This is a genomic window from Blastococcus sp. DSM 46786, assembly GCF_900109665.1.
GTDB lineage: Bacteria > Actinomycetota > Actinomycetes > Mycobacteriales > Geodermatophilaceae > Blastococcus > Blastococcus carthaginiensis.
The window spans coordinates 1-17,669 of the sequence record NZ_FOAO01000036.1; the positions used below are offsets into that span (position 1 = coordinate 1).

Genomic DNA, 17,669 nt, shown 5'->3' on the forward strand with positions numbered 1-17,669 from the left:
CGCGCGGCCTTCCAGGCGGTGGTCGACGCCGGGTACGCCGACCTGGTGCGCCCCCACGCCCCCGGCCCGGGCGTCTACACGTACTGGGACTACACGCAGCTGCGGTTCCCGCGCCGCGAGGGGATGCGGATCGACTTCGTGCTCGGCTCGCCCGCCCTGGCCGCCCGGGTGACAAACGCCCTGATAGACCGGCAGGAGCGCAAGGGCAAGGGGGCGAGCGACCACGCCCCCGTGATCGTCGACCTAGCCGACTAGCGGACCGAGTTGACGCCCTGGGGCACATCTCGGGCACTCGAAGCACCGACTGCGCCCCACGCCGCGTCGACGGCACTGCGCGTCCGGTCGTCCGAGTCCGGCATCAGGTGCCCGTAGGTACTCAGTACCAGCGACGCGTCCTCGTGCCCCAGGCGCTCGGCCACTGCCACGACCGACTCACCTGCCGCCAGCAGCACGCTGGCGTAGTGGTGCCGCAGGTCGTGGCTCGTCGTCCCCTGCGGTAGCCCCACTTCGGCCACCGCCCGCCCCATCAGGTTGTGGCCGTAGTAGACGTGCCCGAGCGGAGCACCCGTCCGGGTCGTGAAGATCGTTCCGTCCTCGGCTGCTGGGGACGCCGCCAGGTGAGAGGCCAGCGCTTCGGCGACCACTCGGGGAAGCGGGATCGTCCGCCTCGACCGGGGGGTCTTCGGCGCGCTCCGCTCACCCTTCGACCCCTGAGTGAACTGCCACTCGATCCGCACGGTGCGGCGCAGGAAGTCGACGTCCTGGACGCGGAGCGCGAGCAGCTCGCCGATCCGGAGCCCGAGCCCAGCCTGGGTGAGGACCATGGCTCGGTAGCGCTCCGGCATGGCTCGGGCGAGCGCCGCTACCTGCTCGACCGACAGCGGCAGGACCCGCTCCCTCTCGTGTCGGGGGAGCTGGATGCGGACGACGGGTGAGGAGGCCACCAGTCGGTCGAGGACCGCGGCCCCGTACACACTCCGAAGCAGCCCGACCGCTTGTCGCAGGGTGGTCGGGGCAAGCACCCTCGACCGGTCGGTGGCCCACGCCTGGACTTCGGACGGGCGGACGTCCGCGAGCCTCCGGCCACCGAGACGCGTCTCCTCGATGTGCAGTCGGATCATCATCTCGGTCCGCCGTGCCGTGGTCGGCCGGTGCGGCCGGGTTTCCGCCCACTTTCGGGCGTACTCGGCGACGGTGGTCTTCGAAGGCTCGACGTACGTGCCGCGCGCCTTGTCCGCCTCGACCGTGGCCGCGTGACGATCGGCCTCGCCCTTCTTGCTGAAGGACTTCTTGCGCTGTCTGCCCTGGTCGTCTCGCCACCGCGCCTCGTAGGTCGTCCGCCCGTTACGGACCCGCTTCTCGACGCTCGCCATGGCTGACTCCTCGACGTCTCAGACGCGACCCTGCTCGGTCTACGTCTTCGCTTCTTGGGGACGGGACGTGTCGGGACGCAGCATGCCGAAAGGATCCGACGAGGCAGGGCGAGGCAGCCCACGGGCCTGCGCCCCTTCGGCGGGTCGCTATCCGGTGGCGCTTCGGCCCAGCTGCTGCTCGACCCACGCCTGCAGGTCGTCGTAGCGGTAGAGGACGCGGCGGCCGAGGCGGAAGCTGCGCGGACCGGTGCCCAGGTGGCGCCAGTACCGCAGGGTGGCGACCGGAGTGCGGAGCAGCTCGGCGGCCTCGGTGATGGTGAGCAGCTCGGGCTCGCGGCGGGCGGGATCGTCGGACATGGCTGGCTCCGATGGGCTCGGGTGCGCTGTGCTCCGTCACGGGAGAAGGCGCCATTTGGCGGCGATTGGTGACAGCCGACCACCGATGGCTTCCGAAATCCTCCGGATCTCCTCCTGTTGCTCGCGTCCGGACTTGCGGCCGGCCGGTGGAGGCGGCCCTGCTCATCGACCGATGCCCGGCGCGGCGCCTCCACGGGCAAGGGATGGTCCCCGCCGCTCCGTCTCGGGCCGGGGGACGCTCGGTACCGGCGCGACAGACCGCGGGGGACCGGCTGCCGTCCGGTCGCACAACCGATCCTGGCGGTCGCGGGCGGCCTCTCGGGCGGCCAGCTCGGCCGCGTGGCCGGGGCCGAGGTCCGCCCGGTCGCGGCCGAAGACGGCGATCCACTGCGCCCGGGCCTCGGCCACGTCGGCCGCGACGAGGTGCGCGGTGTTGGACAACTGTCCGCGGGTCATGCCGACGTAGGCCGAGGCCGCGCCGGTCTGGTCACCGATCACCACGTGCGCGGCGGGAACGGTGTCACCCTGCACCCCGTGCGCGGTGCTGGCATAAGCCAGTTCCACGTGCTGGGTGACGTAGTCGGCGGGCAGCACCCGGACGCGGGCGCCGGCCGGGGTGACATCGCCCCGAGAGAGGTCACCGGTGGCGGTGCCGGGGGTGACCAGCAGCCCACCGCGTCGGCCGACCGCGGTGACGGTCCACGTGTCTCGGTTGGCCACCTCCAGGTTCCGGTCGTTGCGCCGGGTGGCGATCCTGTCGCCGGCGCCGATCCGCTGCCCCGCCCGCGTGGTCACGACCCGGACGTCGTGGACGCGGCCGTCGGTGACCAGCCGGTTGCGGATGGCGGCGTTAAGCTCGTTGACCTGCTCGCGGGTGTCCGCCACCACGGCCACATCGCCCGCCTGGCGGTCGTGGGCGGCGGTCGCGGCCAGGGCGTCCTGCAGCGCTGCGCGGTCGGGGTGCAGGTGGATCCGGCCGCGGGCGAGGAGGGCGTCGAACACCACACCCGGGGTGTCACCCCGCCGCATCGCCAACGTCAGCTCGGCGTACTCACCGTCCGGAACCATCTGGCCGGTGCTGGCGGTGCAGGTGAAGCGGTGCACCGACTCCAATGTCAGGCACGCGGCCGGGTCGACCTGAGCGGCGGCCAGGTCCAGGACACCGCCGCGGCCGACCGCGGCGAGCTGGTGGCGGTCCCCCAGCAGCGCCAGCCGCGCCCCGGCCTCGTCGGCGACGGTGAGCAGAGCGCGGGCGGTGTCCTGGTCGAGCATGCCGGCCTCGTCGACGACCAGCAGGTCGTCTGGCCGCAGCCGGCTCCCCTCCGCCGGCCCGGTGTGGATGCGGCCGGTCACCGGGTCGACCTCGCCGACGACGAGTTGGGTCCACTCGCCGTGCTCCGTCCAGCGCCAGCCGTGGGCGAAGACGAGGGACGCCACCGATCCAGCGGCCGCGCCCACCTCCGCGCGCGCTACCTGGGCGGCCTTCAGCGTCGGGGTCACCACGACCAGCCGCCGCCCCTGCCGTTCGAGCAGGTCACGGCCAGCGGCCAGCGTGGTGGTCTTGCCCGCCCCGGCCGCGCCCTCCACGATCATCAACCGCCGGTCGCCGGCCAGGACAGCGACCGCGGCGGCCTGACCCGGGTCCAGCCCCCCGACCACGCCGGCCGGCAGTGGCGCCAGCCGCGGTGCACCCAGCGGCGGCTGACCGGCGCGGGCGGCGAACCGGATGCGCAGGTCGGCCTCCACGTCGAGCACCGGCCGCGAGGTCCAGGACCGGACGTGTTCCGGCACTCCCTCCCGGTCCACCAGGGGAACGCACCGGCCGAGAGCGCGGGCAGTGAGGTCCTCGGCCAACTCGAGGCGCACCGCCGTGTCGGCGACGATGCCCTCCGCGGCGATCAGCCGCTCGACCTCACCGCGGACGTCGGCCGCGTTCCAGGCCGACCGGCCGGCGGCCAGCCGGGTCAGCACGGTGTCACCGGCAGCCTCGCGATCGAGCACGCCGATCGGAGTCGGCGCCAGCGAGACAGGGTGGGCCCGATCGCGATAGCCCAGTGACCCCAGCTCGGCTCGCCACCGATCCACGAGGTCGGCCCCGGAGCGGGGGATGACCTTGTCCGGGCGCCCCTCGGCCCAGGCGCGGGCGTCCCAGGCCCGCCGCAGCGCCGGACCGGGCTGTTCTCCGGGGTGCGCCGCCATCCAGTCGCGTTCGTAGCGGTCCAGGTTGCGCCCGATCTGCGCCGCCCGTGCGCTGAACGGGCCGACGTAGCCGCCGAGCTCCCGTATTTCTCCAGTCGCATCCACGGTGTAGCCGTGCGCGGCGAGTGCGGCGCGGAACTGGGGATCGCAGGCGACCGCGGCGTGCCCGATTCCGTTGAGAGCGGCGAGGAAGTCGCGCACGCCGACGGTGTGCAGCCCCCGCCATTGCCCGGCGGCGAACACCCGGGCGCCGATCTGCAGGTGCAAATGCCGGTGCGGATCTCCGGCGCGGGAGGTGTAGTGCCGCACCGTCACCGCCTCCAGCATGCCCACCGGCACGTGGACCTGGCCGCCGCGCGGGCCGACCCGGGTGGTCGCGTGGGCGGCGAGCCAGCCGATAATCTGGGCGGCGGCGCGGTCCTGGGCGGCGTCGTAGGCGGCCGCGACGTCGTCGTGCATCGCGGCGGCCAGCGACCAGGACTTCGGGCCGTTGACCACCACCTCGACGAACCGCACCGCACGCTCATCGGTGCGCAGCCGCCCCCGCGGCTCGCCGGTGTCCGGGTCGCGGCCGGCCACCCACGTTTCGTAGGTCTCCCCCGCGAGCGGCGCCCACTCGGCCACCCGTCCCTCACACGCCAAGAAGCGCCGGGCCAGGCCGGTGCCCTCGGTCAGGTAGTAGTCATCGGCCCGGCCACGGTCGGCCTCCAGATACGCCCGGGCGGCCACCGGCGACCCGGCATACACCTTCATTCCACCGTGCATTTCTAACGCCACCCAACAATGACCAACAGGTCACCCCTAGAAACGGCGATGGGCCCCGCGAAGCGGGGCCCGGACTACCTCTATTGGTAGCATGCGTGCCGCTTGATCACACGGCTCGCGTTGGGCTTAGTAAGAGGTTTGTTGAAGAGGTATACGGAGTCGTCTGAGTAGGTGACTGTTAGCGGTTGGATACCTAGCACCTATTAGCCCGGATCTTTCACGGTCATGATCATCTCGATGGTCAGCGGGGTTTTGGTCCCGCGTGGGCGTGAGAGTGGCATGTGGGTGTGAAGGTTCGGCCGAGTCGCTCGGGCGCCGGTTCCACGGTCCGGTGGGGTCTCCAGTCGTCGGGACGGTGAGCCGGGGGTCAGCCGGGCGCCGGTGCCGCGGCGAGGCCGCTGAGCCGGGCGAGGGCGTCGACGGCCTGGAGCGCGAGCGTGGTGAATGGCGCGGTGGCGGCCAGGTGCAGCAGCCGGCGGCGGCCGGTGCGGGCGTGCCGGACCGGGATGGAGAGCAGTCGCAGGCGCAGCCGCTTGGGTTCCCAGCGGCGGGCCTCGTGCCCGGCCAGGGCGAGGGTCTGCATCCAGGCGACCAGCTCCGCGTCGAGCGCCACCAGGGCGCACCAGATCTGGTTCTGCGCGAAATCGTGCAGCGGCAGGTTGGCCAGCCCGGCGTCCTTTGGCGCAGCGGATCCGGTCCTCGGCGCGGGCCCGGCGGCGGTGCCGCAACTCCAGGTCGGCCAGCTGACCCTTCGTCGTGTTCGTGACGAAGGCGGTGATCCGCATGCCGTCGACGTCGGTGATTCGCAGCTGCGCGCCCGGGTGCGGGCGATCCTTGCGCACGATCAACCGCATCCCCGGCGGCCAGCCCGACAGGTCGAACAGCCCGGTCACCTCGGCGACGAACGCGCCCGGGCGGACCTGCCGGTCGGCGTCGTAAGCCGGCGTCCAGGCGTCGGCGGGGATGCTGGCCAGCGTCTTCTGGATCGAGGCGAGGTCGCCGGGCAGGGAGAAGCCGACCGAGTAGGACAGCCGCCGGCGGGTCAGCCACGCCAGCAGCCCATGGGTGCCGCCGGCGCCGTCGATGCGGACGAGCACCTTCTTGCCACGTCGGTGCCCGCCGGGCAGCTGCGCCAGCGCAGCGTGGATGACCGCCCTGTGGTCGGCCGCGGTGTTCGAGCCGGCGTTGCCGGCGCGTAGTCCGAACGCCAGCGGCTCGCCGGTGCCTTCGGCGCCGTGATCGACGAACGCTCACAGCGGATGGAAACCGAACCCGCGCTTGAACGTCGGCGCCGCGGACTCCTTCTCCGAGTGTGCGGTGACCAGCGTGGCGTCCACGTCCATCACTAGCGGCGACGCGGCGCTGGCGTCGTGGTCGGGGGCGTGCTCGCCGGCCAACGTCCAGGCGCGCGCCCGTGCAATCGCTCGGGCGGAGGCGATCGCGGCCAGCGCGGCCGGGGCTTCGGCGGCGAGGGTGGCGATCAGCCGGGACACCGTCGGGTCCGAGGCGACCGGGCCGGACACCTCCGGCGCGGCGCGCAGCTGCCCGATGTCGGCCAGGCAGTCCCCGCCCACGGCCAGGCTGACCGCCAGGTCCAGCAGAATTTTGCCCGCCTGGTGACGGGCCAGCGGCCGCCGCCACGGCTCGACCGTTTGCGAGAGGGTCCTGTCCAGACCGACGGTCTCCGCGGTCCTCAGCAAGAGGACGGCGCCAGCGTTCGGCACGACGCTCGCGCCCTGCCCATCGACTGCCAGCGACGGGTACCGACCGCTACGCTTCTTCACCAGAAAGGTGCTCCCGCCCTCGCACTGATCAGGTCCTAGACAAAACCCGGTCCTCGCAGGTCAGGAGCACCTTTCGCTCTGCCGGAGCGACCTACACGATCACGCGGTGAAAGCCCCGGGCTAGTCCGTATCCCAGAGCCATATGCCGCAGGGTCTTCGGGCACATGCGCATCAGTGCTGGACCTCGACGCGGTGACCGTGAGGCAGGTCTCGGCCACCCATGGTGCTTGACACGACTCTGGCTTCCCAGCGTCGCCTCGATCAACGCGTCGTGAGCGTCTGGGCCAGCGCTCATCTGCAAGATTCCGCTCGGACGGACCGGACAAGCCCCCACGATCAGGGATCGCTTGGAGGAAGCGGGATGCTGGACGAGTCGGACGAGAAGCCGCCTGTCGGATCCTCAGGATCTCCTACTGGAGAAGAGCTCAGCCAACTCGCCCTCCGACTCGCCGTCGAGCCCCTGTTTGCATTCGACTCGGTCTACGGCCTGGTGCTCTTGGCGCGTCAAGGTCGCACGACCGAGTGGGGCGGACCCGAGTCGCTGCGCGACGCCGTTGGAGGGATCTTTTCGACCGAGGAGGATCGCAAGCTCCTCGATTATGAGGATACGTTCAACTACGTCATCTTCTCGATCACAGCCTGGAACCTTACCGTATATAGGTTCGCCGAGTTGCCGGTGGGCATAACAAACCGGACATCGTTCCAGTTCGGCACGGCCAGAGGTATGCGGTTAACGAACGACGTCATCGCCCTGCAGAGACGCCTTCGCAAGCGCAGCGAACTGGAAGAATGGACGGCGCCGCAACGATCACTGGCCGTCTACATGTACGCCCATCATCCGGGGAGTAAGCCAGGTGACGCCAAACGGAAGGCAGACGGCAGGATCCATAGGGCTTTGTACGGGCCTATCGCTTCACTCACCGAGGAAGCTGCAAGCCTCGATCGAGCCGAGCCGACCTTCATCACAGACTTCCTGAGTCTGCTCGCGAAGCTGTCGCGTCACAATCCTGTGCCACAGTTTGCAGTGGACAGACTGCTGCCCTCGGGCATTCGCGGACCCATCAGCTTCCTATTTTGGGAGTTTGGCTACTACAACCTTTGGCCCACCGATAACGGTGACACCGGGCCAGTAGCCAGGCTATTGCGGGCAAGCCTGCCTACGATGATGGAAGCTTTCCCTGTCGACAGTAAGCCAAGGGATTGGATGCAGGGGGCGGCCCGTGTAAGCCGAGATGCTCCCCGACTCGAACTGAGCGCCGCGGAGGAACGGTTCTTTGAGGAACTCGTTTTTGCACGATGGTGCAAGAGGAAGTCCCCACCTTATTCGCCCGTTGAAGCGATCATCGACCCCCTAGGACGGTATTCCCAGTTCATTCCACTCCTGATCCTGAGAAAATCGTCAGCCTCCCAGCGGACTCGCCAACTGGCCGAACTTATGATCACTCAGGACATCGCTCGGTGGTCGCAAGATCAGAAGCTGCAGGAAATCGAAGCGAGCGAACGAGCGGGTCGAGACGCGAGTCGCTACCGCAGTCTGATTCTTAGAAGTGTGCCCATCGTGTCGGGCGTGGCGCTTGCACTTGGGGCTTTGGCGAGCGTGATTTTAGGACCCTGGGTCCTTGGAGTAGGGACGGTCAGCCTAGCGGCGGCCTCCGTTTGGCACGCGCGCCGACAGAGTCGCTACCAAGGCCGCGTATCGTGGCTTTTCTCTGGCGCAGTTGCCATTTTCGTTCAGATGGTTGCCCACATCCCCGTCATCGTCACCAACAAGTATGACCCTCTTGCCTGGACTCTGACTCAGGCTGCGACAGCAGCACTCGTGTTCGCTGGGACAGTGCGATGGCCTGGCTTTGCGGTGGCCAACGGTGTGACCGCCCTCATACCCGAACTTAATCGTCTGCCTGGAGAACTCAGGCATCTGATCGACGAGCAGGTTCGACAAGAGGTCGAAGCACGTGAAGATGCACGGGGACACGACAGCGGACCGCCCTAGCAACGAGGACTCACAGACGCCGGAATGCCCTTTCGTCGGTCGAGTAGCCGGACTGTCGGAGATCGAGGCCGTACGCAGGACCCTCACAACGGCCACCTCAGTTCTGAAGGACGGCCCGAGGCGCAACACGGCATCATCCCAGAGCTGCCTGGTCCACCAGCCGGATCGGAGTTTCGAGAACCTGCCGGAGGCGGCACTTATCCGATTTGGCGGAGTTCCTTGGGAGGGTAATGGGAGTGGGTAGTGGATCACCGGTGGACCGCCGCCTGAACCGCTGGTCGGCTACTCGACGTGGTCTGGCGTCCTCCGCAGGCGGTGGGAGCCTCGAGTAGGCGGCATCACACGGGGCGGAGATCTCTGCCGAGGCGTGTACGTGCTGTTTGATCCCGTCGTTCGCGCCTAGTTGGCTTTCACCGTCATGCCTCCGACCAGGGGAAGGTCGCCGGAGCGGCTGGCCAGCGCACGCCCGGGCTGCGCTCCGTCCTACAGTTCGCCATGAGCCTGTACATGGGTCCCACCGTCGAGCGCTGGACACCGAGAAGCTGGGGGGACGTCGAGTCTGCCGCCGCCGCAGGGCTTCTTGACGAGACCCACTGGGTGGAACTCAAGAAGGCGGTACCCGCAGATTCCAAAGCAGCCAACCGCGAGCTCGCCAAGGACCTGGCTTCACTGGCCTGTGACGGTGGGCTCCTCGTTATCGGGATCGAGGATGACTCAGGCAAGGCCGGCGCGGTCGTGGGCACCTCGCTCGCTGGCCTACAGGACCGTATCGACCAGGTAGCCGGAGCCGGCATCGACCCACCCTTGGTGGTGCGGTCAATTCCACTGCCGCACCCCTCGATCGACGGGCGCGGCTGCCTGCTGATCGTCCTGGATGCCAGCGCGGACGGACCTCACATGGTCGAGGGCCGCTACTGGGGCCGCGGTGACACCGGTAAGAGACCGCTTATCGATCTTGAGGTGCGCCGGCGCCTGGCCGAGAACGCACAGCGCCGGAACGCTTTTGAAGTTCGATTCGCGGCCGCACGCGACCAAGCGACCCTCGGCGGACCGGGCGTCTTGCATGTCCTCTTCCGACCCCGGGCTGGGCGGCGCGGCGCGCTGGCCGCCGAGGTCGACTCCCCCCGCAATCTGTTCCATGACCTCACCGTGGAACTGCCCCTTGACCCGGACGGCTGGACGATCGGCGAACTTGATCAGGTCCGGCGGGTGCTACACGGCGCCGAGTTGTCCAACTTCGAAGTACCGCGGAACCGCGCTGCCAACTTGAAGGATGCAGCGTCGCAGATCGAGGCCCATCTGAGGTCAGCGCGAATCGAGGACGACGGCACCCTGTTCTACTCCTGCAGCAGGCTGACCTATGACGCACGCCAAGGGGGTGCAACACCCCAGCCGCTAATGTCGACCCGTGGCGTCCTGGCCCTCACCGAATGGCTCACGATCATGGCTGGTCGACTCGGCGACCGAGCTGGATACGCAGGCTCTTGGGACATCGGCTTGGCGCTCGCCGGTCTCGAGGGCCACTCGGCAGCACCGGCGAACAGCGGGAGACTGACCGGCCTGTACGGAGCCACCTACCCAGAGGACGAATACCTCCGCCTCACCACGACCACCGCCACCGAGCTCAACTCGAACCCCCAGCGCGTAGTCGACCGACTCCTGCGACCTGCCTTCCGGATCCTCGGAGTGGAACAGCAGATAGACGATATGACTTCGCGGTCGTCATTACAGTGAGGGCGGCAGCAGCGGGAGATCGTCTCGGGTAGGGGGGATCGATTGGACCAGCCTGTGCCTGAGATCATGAGCGGGTGAGCGCCGCCGAGCTCGACCTAGCCACGCTTGAGCGCTTGCGTCCAATTACTCTGGCCCATCAGGTGAGCGTTCTGTTGGGCGCTGGTGCGTCCGCCGCGGCGGGACTACCTGACTGGGACCGCCTGGCGACCCAACTGCTGCGACTGAGCGGCGCGATCGACGACGAGGAAACCGCCCGGGCGTTCCTTGCCCGACAGGACCCCTCTCTGGCAGCGGAGGCGGCGCGGGCCGGAGCCAGCGACTGGGTCGAGCTGGTACGCAGTGCCCTATACCCGGAGTCCTTGGGTGAGCCCGAGCCCGCCGCCCTTCACTTCGCGGTGGCCTCTCTTGCCGCTCAGCGCCCCGTAGGAGAAGTCGGACTGTTCACCCTGAACTTCGACCTCTTGATCGAACGCGCACTACAGGACGCCCTGGAAGAAGTCGGGCAGGACGCCGGGATTCACCCTCGAGACACCGAGGATGACCGCGCCCCCCGAGGAGACTTCGAGGTTCACCACCTACACGGCTACCTGGGCCGGGACACTGCCGAGACGGGCAAGATCGTCCTGACGCTTTCAGACTTTACGACCCTAAGCGCACAGTCCAAGCCGTGGCAGGTCGCCGCTCTCCAGGATGCCCTCAGTCGCGGACCACTACTGCTGGCCGGCACCTCTTACCGCGACAGTGACATCCGCCAGTGGCTACACGAGCTCGGTCTCGCAAGTCGCCCAGACAAGGGCTTTGTCCTCTTGGCTCGCGAAGGCTTCGGCCTCTCCCGACAACAGTTCGACCAAGTCAAGGACGCCTTGGTGGCGCAATGGGCAGCTATTGGGGTTGCAGCGGTCCTGGTTCAAGACCACAGCGACGCCGCCCAGGCGATCCGCGAGATAAGTGCTCTGACTCAGCCGGGCTACCTGGCCCCAAAGATTCGGGCCGGCACTCTGTGGACTGCCATCCAGGGCGACTTCGACCGACTCCAACGAGAGCACTCCGACCAGCTGGCCGATGACCTTGCTCGGCTTCGACCCATGCTCGGCGACAACGCGAACATGACCCTGTGGCTTGCCGACGGGGGCGGCCAAATCGTTCGTTGGAGCTCCCACGACCGCCTCTACCGACACCCGGAGCAGCTGCGCAGCGTGCCCGTGGGACATGACAGCCCCTGGATCGCCGGCCAGTGCCTGGGCCTGTCCGACATCCTGGCGCGCGACCTCTCCGAAGAAGCAAGCACCCGGCGATGGCAGTCGGTGGTAGCAGCGCCATGCGTTGCGGCTTTGCCCGGTGGACCGCCCCTGCCCACTGCCGTCCTGAGCTCTGCCGCGCCCACCCCGCTGGAGGACCAGGATCTGGATGCGTGGGCCGAGGTCCTTGCCGAACTGTCGGAGGAGTGGGCCGAGCGGTTATCCACCCTGGCGGGGGAATGACGGCCCCGCCTCACCAGCCGTTGTCAGGTAGAGGCGCTACGGTGACGTCGTTGAGGAGGAGGCGGCAGTGAAGTCCACGAACAAGACCTCGGTTCGCGAAGTCAGCCCCGGCACCTTCCGAGTGAGCACAGTGCGCGGCCGCAGCGCCATCACCGGTCGTTTCGTAGCCGCTAAGACTGCTCACCGCCACCCTCGCACCACAGTGACGGAGCGATCCACCAGCGGGCGGTCGAGCACCTCGGGTTCAGCCACCGGCCAAGCCTGACGACGCAGTTGACTGTGCCATCCGCATCTGCCACCGCACCTAATCGTCCCTGGTAGACAGGGCTGTACGAGGCAGGGGCCCCCCGCACTTGCACTGCGGGGGGCCCTGTTCATCGTCCGGCGGTCAGCCCTTCTCTGTGACGCTGGTGCTCGGGTGCCGAGCAGCCGCCGCCCCCGAGATGTAGTGACCCGTGATCGCGGAGCGGTGGTGGGTGCCCGAGTTTCGATTGCTCCCGGACTCGGTGACGCTCGTCCGCGGATGCCGGGCCGCGGCCGCCCTCGAGATGTACCTACCGGTGATGGCGCTTCGACTGTGGCCCTTGGCCATGGTCGTCTCCTGTTCTACTCGATGTTGCGCCTGCCGTCACAAGCGCTGCTTAGTAGGCTAAGCACACGACCACCCGTCGCGCAAGCCGCACCGCGCAATGCTTGCTCGACTAAGCAGACTCGGTCATGATGGGGCGGTGCCCCCCAACTTGGATTCCTCCCGTGCGGCGAGCTCCCAAAGCCTGGGCGCCTACTTGAAGTCGGCCCGCTCCGCGCTGGGCCTGAGCTTGCGCGCGGTTGAAGAACGAACCGGCAAGGCCGTAACGAACGGCTACCTCAGCCAGATCGAGAGCGGCACAGTCACCCAGCCCTCACCCAACATGCTGTACCACCTAGCTCAGGTCTATGACCTGGACTACGGCGACCTCCTCCTCCGAGCCGGCCACCGCATCCCGCACAGCGACGACACGGCGCAGCGAGGCATTCTCGCCGGCTTCCCCATGAACGCCCTCGAAGAGCTGACGGAGAGCGAACGCAGAGAACTGCTTGAGTACATCGCCTTCCTCCGTTCCAGGCGTGCGTCGAGCTCAAGGTAGGTAAAGAGGCCCATGCCGCCGCTTCATGCCGCCTCACTTGAGGACATCCGCAGGTACGCACGGGGGGCACTCCACGCCGCCGATGCGCTGGAGCTCACGCCCACGCCGCTGGCTGCGGTCGAAGCTGCTGTGGGGTTGCTGCCGGCGGAGCAGCTCTTCCTTGCCGGGGCCGACGTCCCGCCAGGGATCGCTGCCATCGCCGCCAAGCTCATGAAGAAGGTCATGGGAGGCCTGGCTTACCGCGAGAAGCGGGTGTATCTGAACACTGCTGAACTGGCTCTCCCCCGCCGGCGCTTCGTTCATGGCCACGAACTCGGCCACCAGGTGCTCCCTTGGCAGGAGCAGGCGTACTACGCCGATGACGAGAACACCCTTAGCCCCGAGACCCGCGACGCGATGGAATGGGAAGCCAACGCCTTCTCAGCCGAACTGCTGTTTGGCTTAGGTCGCTTCACCACCATGGCGGACAGCTACGCCCCTGGTTTGGCAGTGCCGCTCCACTTGAGCGGTGAGTTTCAGACCTCGGCCCATGCCGCGATCCGGCGGTACGTGGCCACCAGCCACCACCGCATTGCTCTTCTGACCCTGGGCCGCTTCACCCGACGGGTGTCTCGCGGCCCGTACTTGCCGCTGATGGCCGACCAGTGCGCCGAGTCGACTGCCTTCGCCGAGCGCTTCGGGTCGATCACCGACCTCGCCGCCCTCCCCTTGGTGTTGGCCGAGCACCCAGCCATCGCTGCCGCTGGCCGTATTGCCCCCACCAGCCTGCTGGAGGACAACGACGACCTCCTCATCGAGACGAAGCGCGGCATGACGACTTTTCAGACACAGGCCTTCCACAACGGCCGACTGAACTTCGTCCTGCTCTACCAGAAGGGGCGCTTCGACGGGCAGCGACTGCGTGCCGCCTGACCGAGCCCACCACGCCAAACCGCTTCCCCATAACCAGCTGCCCTCCGACTGCGCAGCGCCGGGGGAAGGGTGGGCCGGAGGCCCATCCCGAAGGGACGCGCAGCGCCCTTCCGGCGGCCGGCGCAGTCGGAGAGGCTCCCGCGGGGATGGGGGGTGGAGTTGCCTCCGAGCCCGCGTCCGAAGCGCTTGCCGCGGCGACCGAAGTCCGCGCACAGTCCGCAGCTGGTCTGCAATACGACCAGAATCGACCAACCGCACCCGACACGGACCAGCTGCGAAAATGCTGGTCAGGACAGGCTTTCAGTCACAGCCCACTGCGCCAAACCACCCCTGGGTCGATTCTGTAAGGCGGCCCGGTTGCCGCCGACCCGGTCGGCCACCCTCCGGTAGTAGATCTGATCGGGAGAGCCGGGACGGGCGACGCACTCGGCGGCCTCGAACAGCGCCCAGCGCAGCGGTGGCGCCCCCTGCCGGGACAGGCGCCCGGGAGGCCGTTTGCCGTCGGAGGAGTGCACGGTGATGTCCAGGCCCCGGTGTGCAGCACCGCCTTGCGAGAGGCGGGGAACCGGCGGGATCGCCCAACTCGGTCCACAACGCGGGCGCGGTGATCGGCGCGATGCCGTAGTCGGCCTGTAGCGCCCGGCAGCCGGACTCCCGGGCGGCGAACGCGGTGATCATCTTGCGCAGCGGATCGAACTCGGCGACCAGGGCGTCGACGGTGCACAGCGCGGCGGCCGCCGCCTGTCGCCCCGGTAGCGGACCGGCGCCGGCCTCAAGGCGGCGCGGTCGTCCAGTCCAAGCAGGCTGCCGGTGACCGTCGGGGGCGCCGTGGTGCAGCAGGATGGCGTGGACGCGCTGCACCCCAGGCGGTGTGCTGCTCACGCAGATCGCGGATCAGCTGCCGGGCGCGCATCTCCAGCACCTGCGCCGGTAGATCTATGACTCGGGCAACGGGCCGTCGGCGGGCAGATCATGCAGCAGCGGGGCGTCCGCCCAGTCGGTCTTGGCGCGCCGTTTCGATCCGCGTGCGGCGGAGGCGTCGGCCGGCCCAGCCAGATGCGCCTCGATTCCGGCGCGCTGCAGTTCCTCGACCACGAACCGCCAGGAGATCTACGCCGCGTCCGATCGACATGCTTGTCGAGGGACCACGCTGCCAGGCTCCCCCGTGAAGGGCGCCCGTTTGTCCCCACGGGTGACTTCCACAGCGACGCGCCTCGCGACCGACGCGCGAGGTTTGTCCCGACTCTCTCCCGTCCACAGCGCGTGTGCAGGCTCTTTGCAGGTCAGGCCGTCGAGGAGCAGCCACGTCGTCGACGCGTCCCCGGAGCGTTTCACATGTCGACATGCGTCCGTCCACTGACCTGTCCACAAGTAGTGCGGAACCCTGGTGCGTCGGAGGTTGGACGTTGTCCGAGCGTGCACCTACCGTCCCTCTTGCCCTTACAGGCGTGGGATTTCGAACCAAGGTTCGAGGACGGCCGTCGGGTCCGGCGAGTAGACAGCGAACGGGCCCCCAGTTGCAGCTGGAGGCCCGTCCTCGTCCCGCCGTCCGGATCGAGACAGAGGAGACGTGCCCGATGAAACTACGAGCCCCGGAGCCGGGCAAGGCCGCGAGCCGACCCGTCCGAGGGAAAGGTAACGCGGGGGTGTGCGGCCGGTGAGCGAGGAGAACACGGTCGCGGAGGAGGTTCCTACCCGGGACCGGCGGAGCCAGTCTGAGCACGGGGTTGACCGGATCCTGTACTCCGACGGGTTCCGGCGCCTCGGCGGCGTGACCCAGGTGATTGCCGTCGGCGAGATCCCGCTGTTCCACAACCGCCTGACGCACACGCTGAAGGTCGCGCAGATCGCGCGGCGGCTCGCGGAGCACCTCAACCGCGCGCCGAGCAGCGACGCGCGCCTCGCACCGTGGGGCGGCATCGACATCGCTGCGGCGGAGGCTGCCGGCCTCGCCCACGACCTCGGGCACCCGCCGTTCGGGCACGTCGGCGAGGCCGTTCTCAACGAGTGGTGCGAGGGCAGCGGCCTGGATGGCTTCGAGGGCAATGCCCAGACCTTCCGCCTGGTCACAAAGATCCTCCGGCGGGGGCCGCAGACCGGCCTCGGGCTCGGACTCAATCCTCGGACGCTGAACGCGCTGATCAAGTACCCACGAATGCGCCCGGAGGGGCAGCGGGGCCCTCACCAGAAGTGGAACGCGTACCCAACGGAGCGCGAGGCTTTCGCCACTGCCCGCCAGGGGTCCCCCGACGGGGCCCAGAGCCTCGAGGCTGCGGTCATGGACTGGGCGGACGACGTCACCTACGCCGTCCACGACTTGGAGGACTTCCTGCGCGCCGGCCGGATTCCAATCGCCCGACTACTTGACACCGACGGCCGCGAGATGTCGCGCTTCATCGCCGCGGCAACGAAGCAGCTGGCGCCCAAAGACCCGGAGTTCAGCCCGGACTTCGCGGAACGCTCCTTCCGAACTGTCGCCGAGACATTCCTGAGCCGCTCGAAGCACTACCGCGGGGGCTCGGACGACCTGGCCGCCCTCCAGCAGGCGTCCGGCCAGATGATCAACAGCTTCGTGAGCGCCGTCCGGGTCGGACCGCTGGACGACCCGATCGACGTGCCAGCGCAGACGAAGTACGCCGTCAAGATGCTCAAGCAGTTGATTTGGTTCTACGTGATCCACGACCCGGCGCTGGCCACCATGCAGGAGGGCAACCGTCGGCTGATGGCCGAACTGTTCGAGGGTCTGATGGAGTGGTTCCCCCGCGCGCGCAAGGAGGGGGAGGAGTACCGGGTCCCGAAGCGGCTGGTCGACCTCTGGCACATGTCCGACGACGAGCCGGGTGCGAGCACTTACCGCGACAGGACCGCGCGCCTCGCCCGCTGCGTCGCCGACTACATCGCCATGCTGACCGAGGCCCAGGCGATCGACCTGCACGGTCGGCTACGCGGCCGGACTGGGCAGTCGGCCCTGGACTCGTGGATGGCCTACTGAAAGTCGGCCTCGCCCGGGAGGAGCCGGTGCTGGCCAGTCAGCCGGAGCTGCCCCTCGGAGAGAAGCGCGACGATCGCCGCTGCGGCAGCGTCCGGGCTGGTCTCCACTGAGACCGCGTGTAGCACCTCGTCGGCAGAGTGGATCTCCGGGCGGTTGACGATCCGGAGCGCGAGGTCGCGGGCACGCCGCTCCAGGCGCTCAGCAGCCCGGTCCGCGGCCAATGGATCCCACCCACGCAGGTCAACAGGCCCCGTTTCCTGCCAGTCGGCAACTGTCGCCGTCATGTGACCCCCTTCGGTTTGACCCGACCTTAACTGCGCCCCGGTCGATACGCCCGAGCGGTCGTCTTGTCCAGGCCTGCTCACCACTTCGAGCGAATCATGCCTGCGGATACCGACACAACGATCCGGAGCACACAGCCAGTTAGCTGGCGGCGCGTCGCGCCAGGGCGGCGTGTCGCCGCTCACCGAAGGACGCCTGAGCTTGGCCACCTCGACGACGCGAGGCCTCAGGAGCGTCATCTGCAGGGTAGGCCGTGAGCAGGAGGGGGACCCCGTGAGCACGGAAAGGCCGCCGTGCGGAGCCCGCCTTCGGCCCGTTCCCCGGCCTGACGCAGTGAGCGTGAAAGGCGGCGAGCGCGTGGGCTCGCGCGCTCGTGCTGCGGGACGCGCACTGGCGGAGCCGGGAGGATCGGATCGCCAGCACCGCCCGCCGAGAAGCCGGAAACCCTGGTGGGGCACATTTGGGGCACATGATCTTGTAATTGGTATCGGTTGGCACTGATTGGCTGGCATGTATCTCTGCAGCTCGAAGGGCAAGTGCGCGTCGTCTCGCAGGTCAGCGAACGCGAGCGGCAGGTACTGGGACTACACCCAGCTGCGCTTCCCCCGTCGCGAGGGCATGCGGATCGACTTCCTGCTGGGCTCCCCCGCCCTGGCGGCCCGGGTCGACG

At 68.6% G+C, this 17,669-nt stretch carries 11 protein-coding genes and 3 pseudogenes; 7 read left to right on the forward strand and 7 right to left on the reverse strand.

Annotation, left to right across the window (positions count from 1 at the left end; translation table 11 throughout):
- Positions 1 to 255, forward strand: a pseudogene (locus BMW62_RS21680) (exodeoxyribonuclease III); the annotation flags it as partial.
- Here the strand turns inward: BMW62_RS21680 and BMW62_RS21685 are convergent.
- The 4 genes and pseudogenes from BMW62_RS21685 to BMW62_RS21700 all read right to left on the reverse strand — a co-directional run bounded on the left by BMW62_RS21685 (position 252) and on the right by BMW62_RS21700 (position 6,478).
- Positions 252 to 1,373, reverse strand: coding sequence for a tyrosine-type recombinase/integrase (locus BMW62_RS21685; RefSeq protein ID WP_091935694.1), 1,122 nt, complete (start codon positions 1,371 to 1,373; stop codon positions 252 to 254). The pseudogene BMW62_RS21680 and the gene BMW62_RS21685 overlap by 4 nt on opposite strands.
- Positions 1,374 to 1,520: 147 nt before the next feature.
- The gene (locus tag BMW62_RS21690; RefSeq protein ID WP_091935696.1) at positions 1,521 to 1,730 is read right to left on the reverse strand and encodes a helix-turn-helix transcriptional regulator; all 210 of its coding nucleotides are present in this window, start codon (positions 1,728 to 1,730) and stop codon (positions 1,521 to 1,523) included.
- A 306-nt stretch (positions 1,731 to 2,036) separates the two neighbouring features.
- A pseudogene (mobF, locus tag BMW62_RS21695) lies at positions 2,037 to 4,682 on the reverse strand (MobF family relaxase); the annotation flags it as partial.
- A 379-nt stretch (positions 4,683 to 5,061) separates the two neighbouring features.
- Positions 5,062 to 6,478: pseudogene (locus BMW62_RS21700) on the reverse strand (IS1380 family transposase).
- Positions 6,479 to 6,839: 361 nt separating this feature from the next.
- On the opposite strand from BMW62_RS21700, the gene BMW62_RS22330 reads away from it, so the two are divergent.
- The 5 genes from BMW62_RS22330 (at position 6,840) to BMW62_RS21725 (ending at position 13,725) form a co-directional block, all read left to right on the forward strand.
- Positions 6,840 to 8,471: a hypothetical protein gene (locus BMW62_RS22330; RefSeq protein WP_139206357.1), complete on the forward strand. Its 1,632-nt coding sequence runs from the start codon at positions 6,840 to 6,842 to the stop codon at positions 8,469 to 8,471.
- A 495-nt stretch (positions 8,472 to 8,966) separates the two neighbouring features.
- Positions 8,967 to 10,205 (forward strand): AlbA family DNA-binding domain-containing protein, encoded by a 1,239-nt coding sequence (locus BMW62_RS21705; RefSeq protein ID WP_139206358.1) that lies wholly within the window; start codon positions 8,967 to 8,969, stop codon positions 10,203 to 10,205.
- A gap of 74 nt (positions 10,206 to 10,279) precedes the next feature.
- The gene (locus tag BMW62_RS21710) at positions 10,280 to 11,686 is read left to right on the forward strand and encodes an SIR2 family NAD-dependent protein deacylase (RefSeq protein WP_091935704.1); all 1,407 of its coding nucleotides are present in this window, start codon (positions 10,280 to 10,282) and stop codon (positions 11,684 to 11,686) included.
- A 728-nt stretch (positions 11,687 to 12,414) separates the two neighbouring features.
- Positions 12,415 to 12,813 carry a helix-turn-helix domain-containing protein gene (locus BMW62_RS21720; RefSeq protein WP_211435244.1) on the forward strand — a complete coding sequence of 133 codons (399 nt, stop codon included), beginning with the start codon at positions 12,415 to 12,417 and terminating at the stop codon, positions 12,811 to 12,813.
- A 12-nt stretch (positions 12,814 to 12,825) separates the two neighbouring features.
- Complete coding sequence (locus tag BMW62_RS21725; protein WP_091935712.1) at positions 12,826 to 13,725, forward strand: ImmA/IrrE family metallo-endopeptidase; 900 nt, start codon at positions 12,826 to 12,828, stop codon at positions 13,723 to 13,725.
- A gap of 287 nt (positions 13,726 to 14,012) precedes the next feature.
- Here the strand turns inward: BMW62_RS21725 and BMW62_RS23350 are convergent, their stop codons facing one another.
- Together BMW62_RS23350 and BMW62_RS23355 are read right to left on the reverse strand one after the other, a co-directional pair.
- A complete protein-coding gene (locus tag BMW62_RS23350) occupies positions 14,013 to 14,240 on the reverse strand; it encodes an IS110 family transposase (RefSeq protein ID WP_244524215.1) in 228 nt (75 codons plus the stop codon).
- Positions 14,241 to 14,661: 421 nt separating this feature from the next.
- A complete protein-coding gene (locus BMW62_RS23355; protein WP_244524216.1) occupies positions 14,662 to 14,820 on the reverse strand; it encodes a hypothetical protein in 159 nt (52 codons plus the stop codon).
- Positions 14,821 to 15,382: 562 nt separating this feature from the next.
- Between BMW62_RS23355 and dgt the strand changes: the two genes are divergently transcribed.
- A complete protein-coding gene (gene dgt, locus BMW62_RS21735) occupies positions 15,383 to 16,717 on the forward strand; it encodes a deoxyguanosinetriphosphate triphosphohydrolase family protein (RefSeq protein WP_170852519.1) in 1,335 nt (444 codons plus the stop codon).
- Here dgt and BMW62_RS22340 read toward each other — a convergent pair.
- Positions 16,711 to 17,208 (reverse strand): hypothetical protein, encoded by a 498-nt coding sequence (locus BMW62_RS22340; RefSeq protein WP_139206360.1) that lies wholly within the window; start codon positions 17,206 to 17,208, stop codon positions 16,711 to 16,713. The two genes, dgt and BMW62_RS22340, sit on opposite strands and share 7 nt — an antisense overlap.
- Positions 17,209 to 17,669 lie beyond the last annotated feature (461 nt).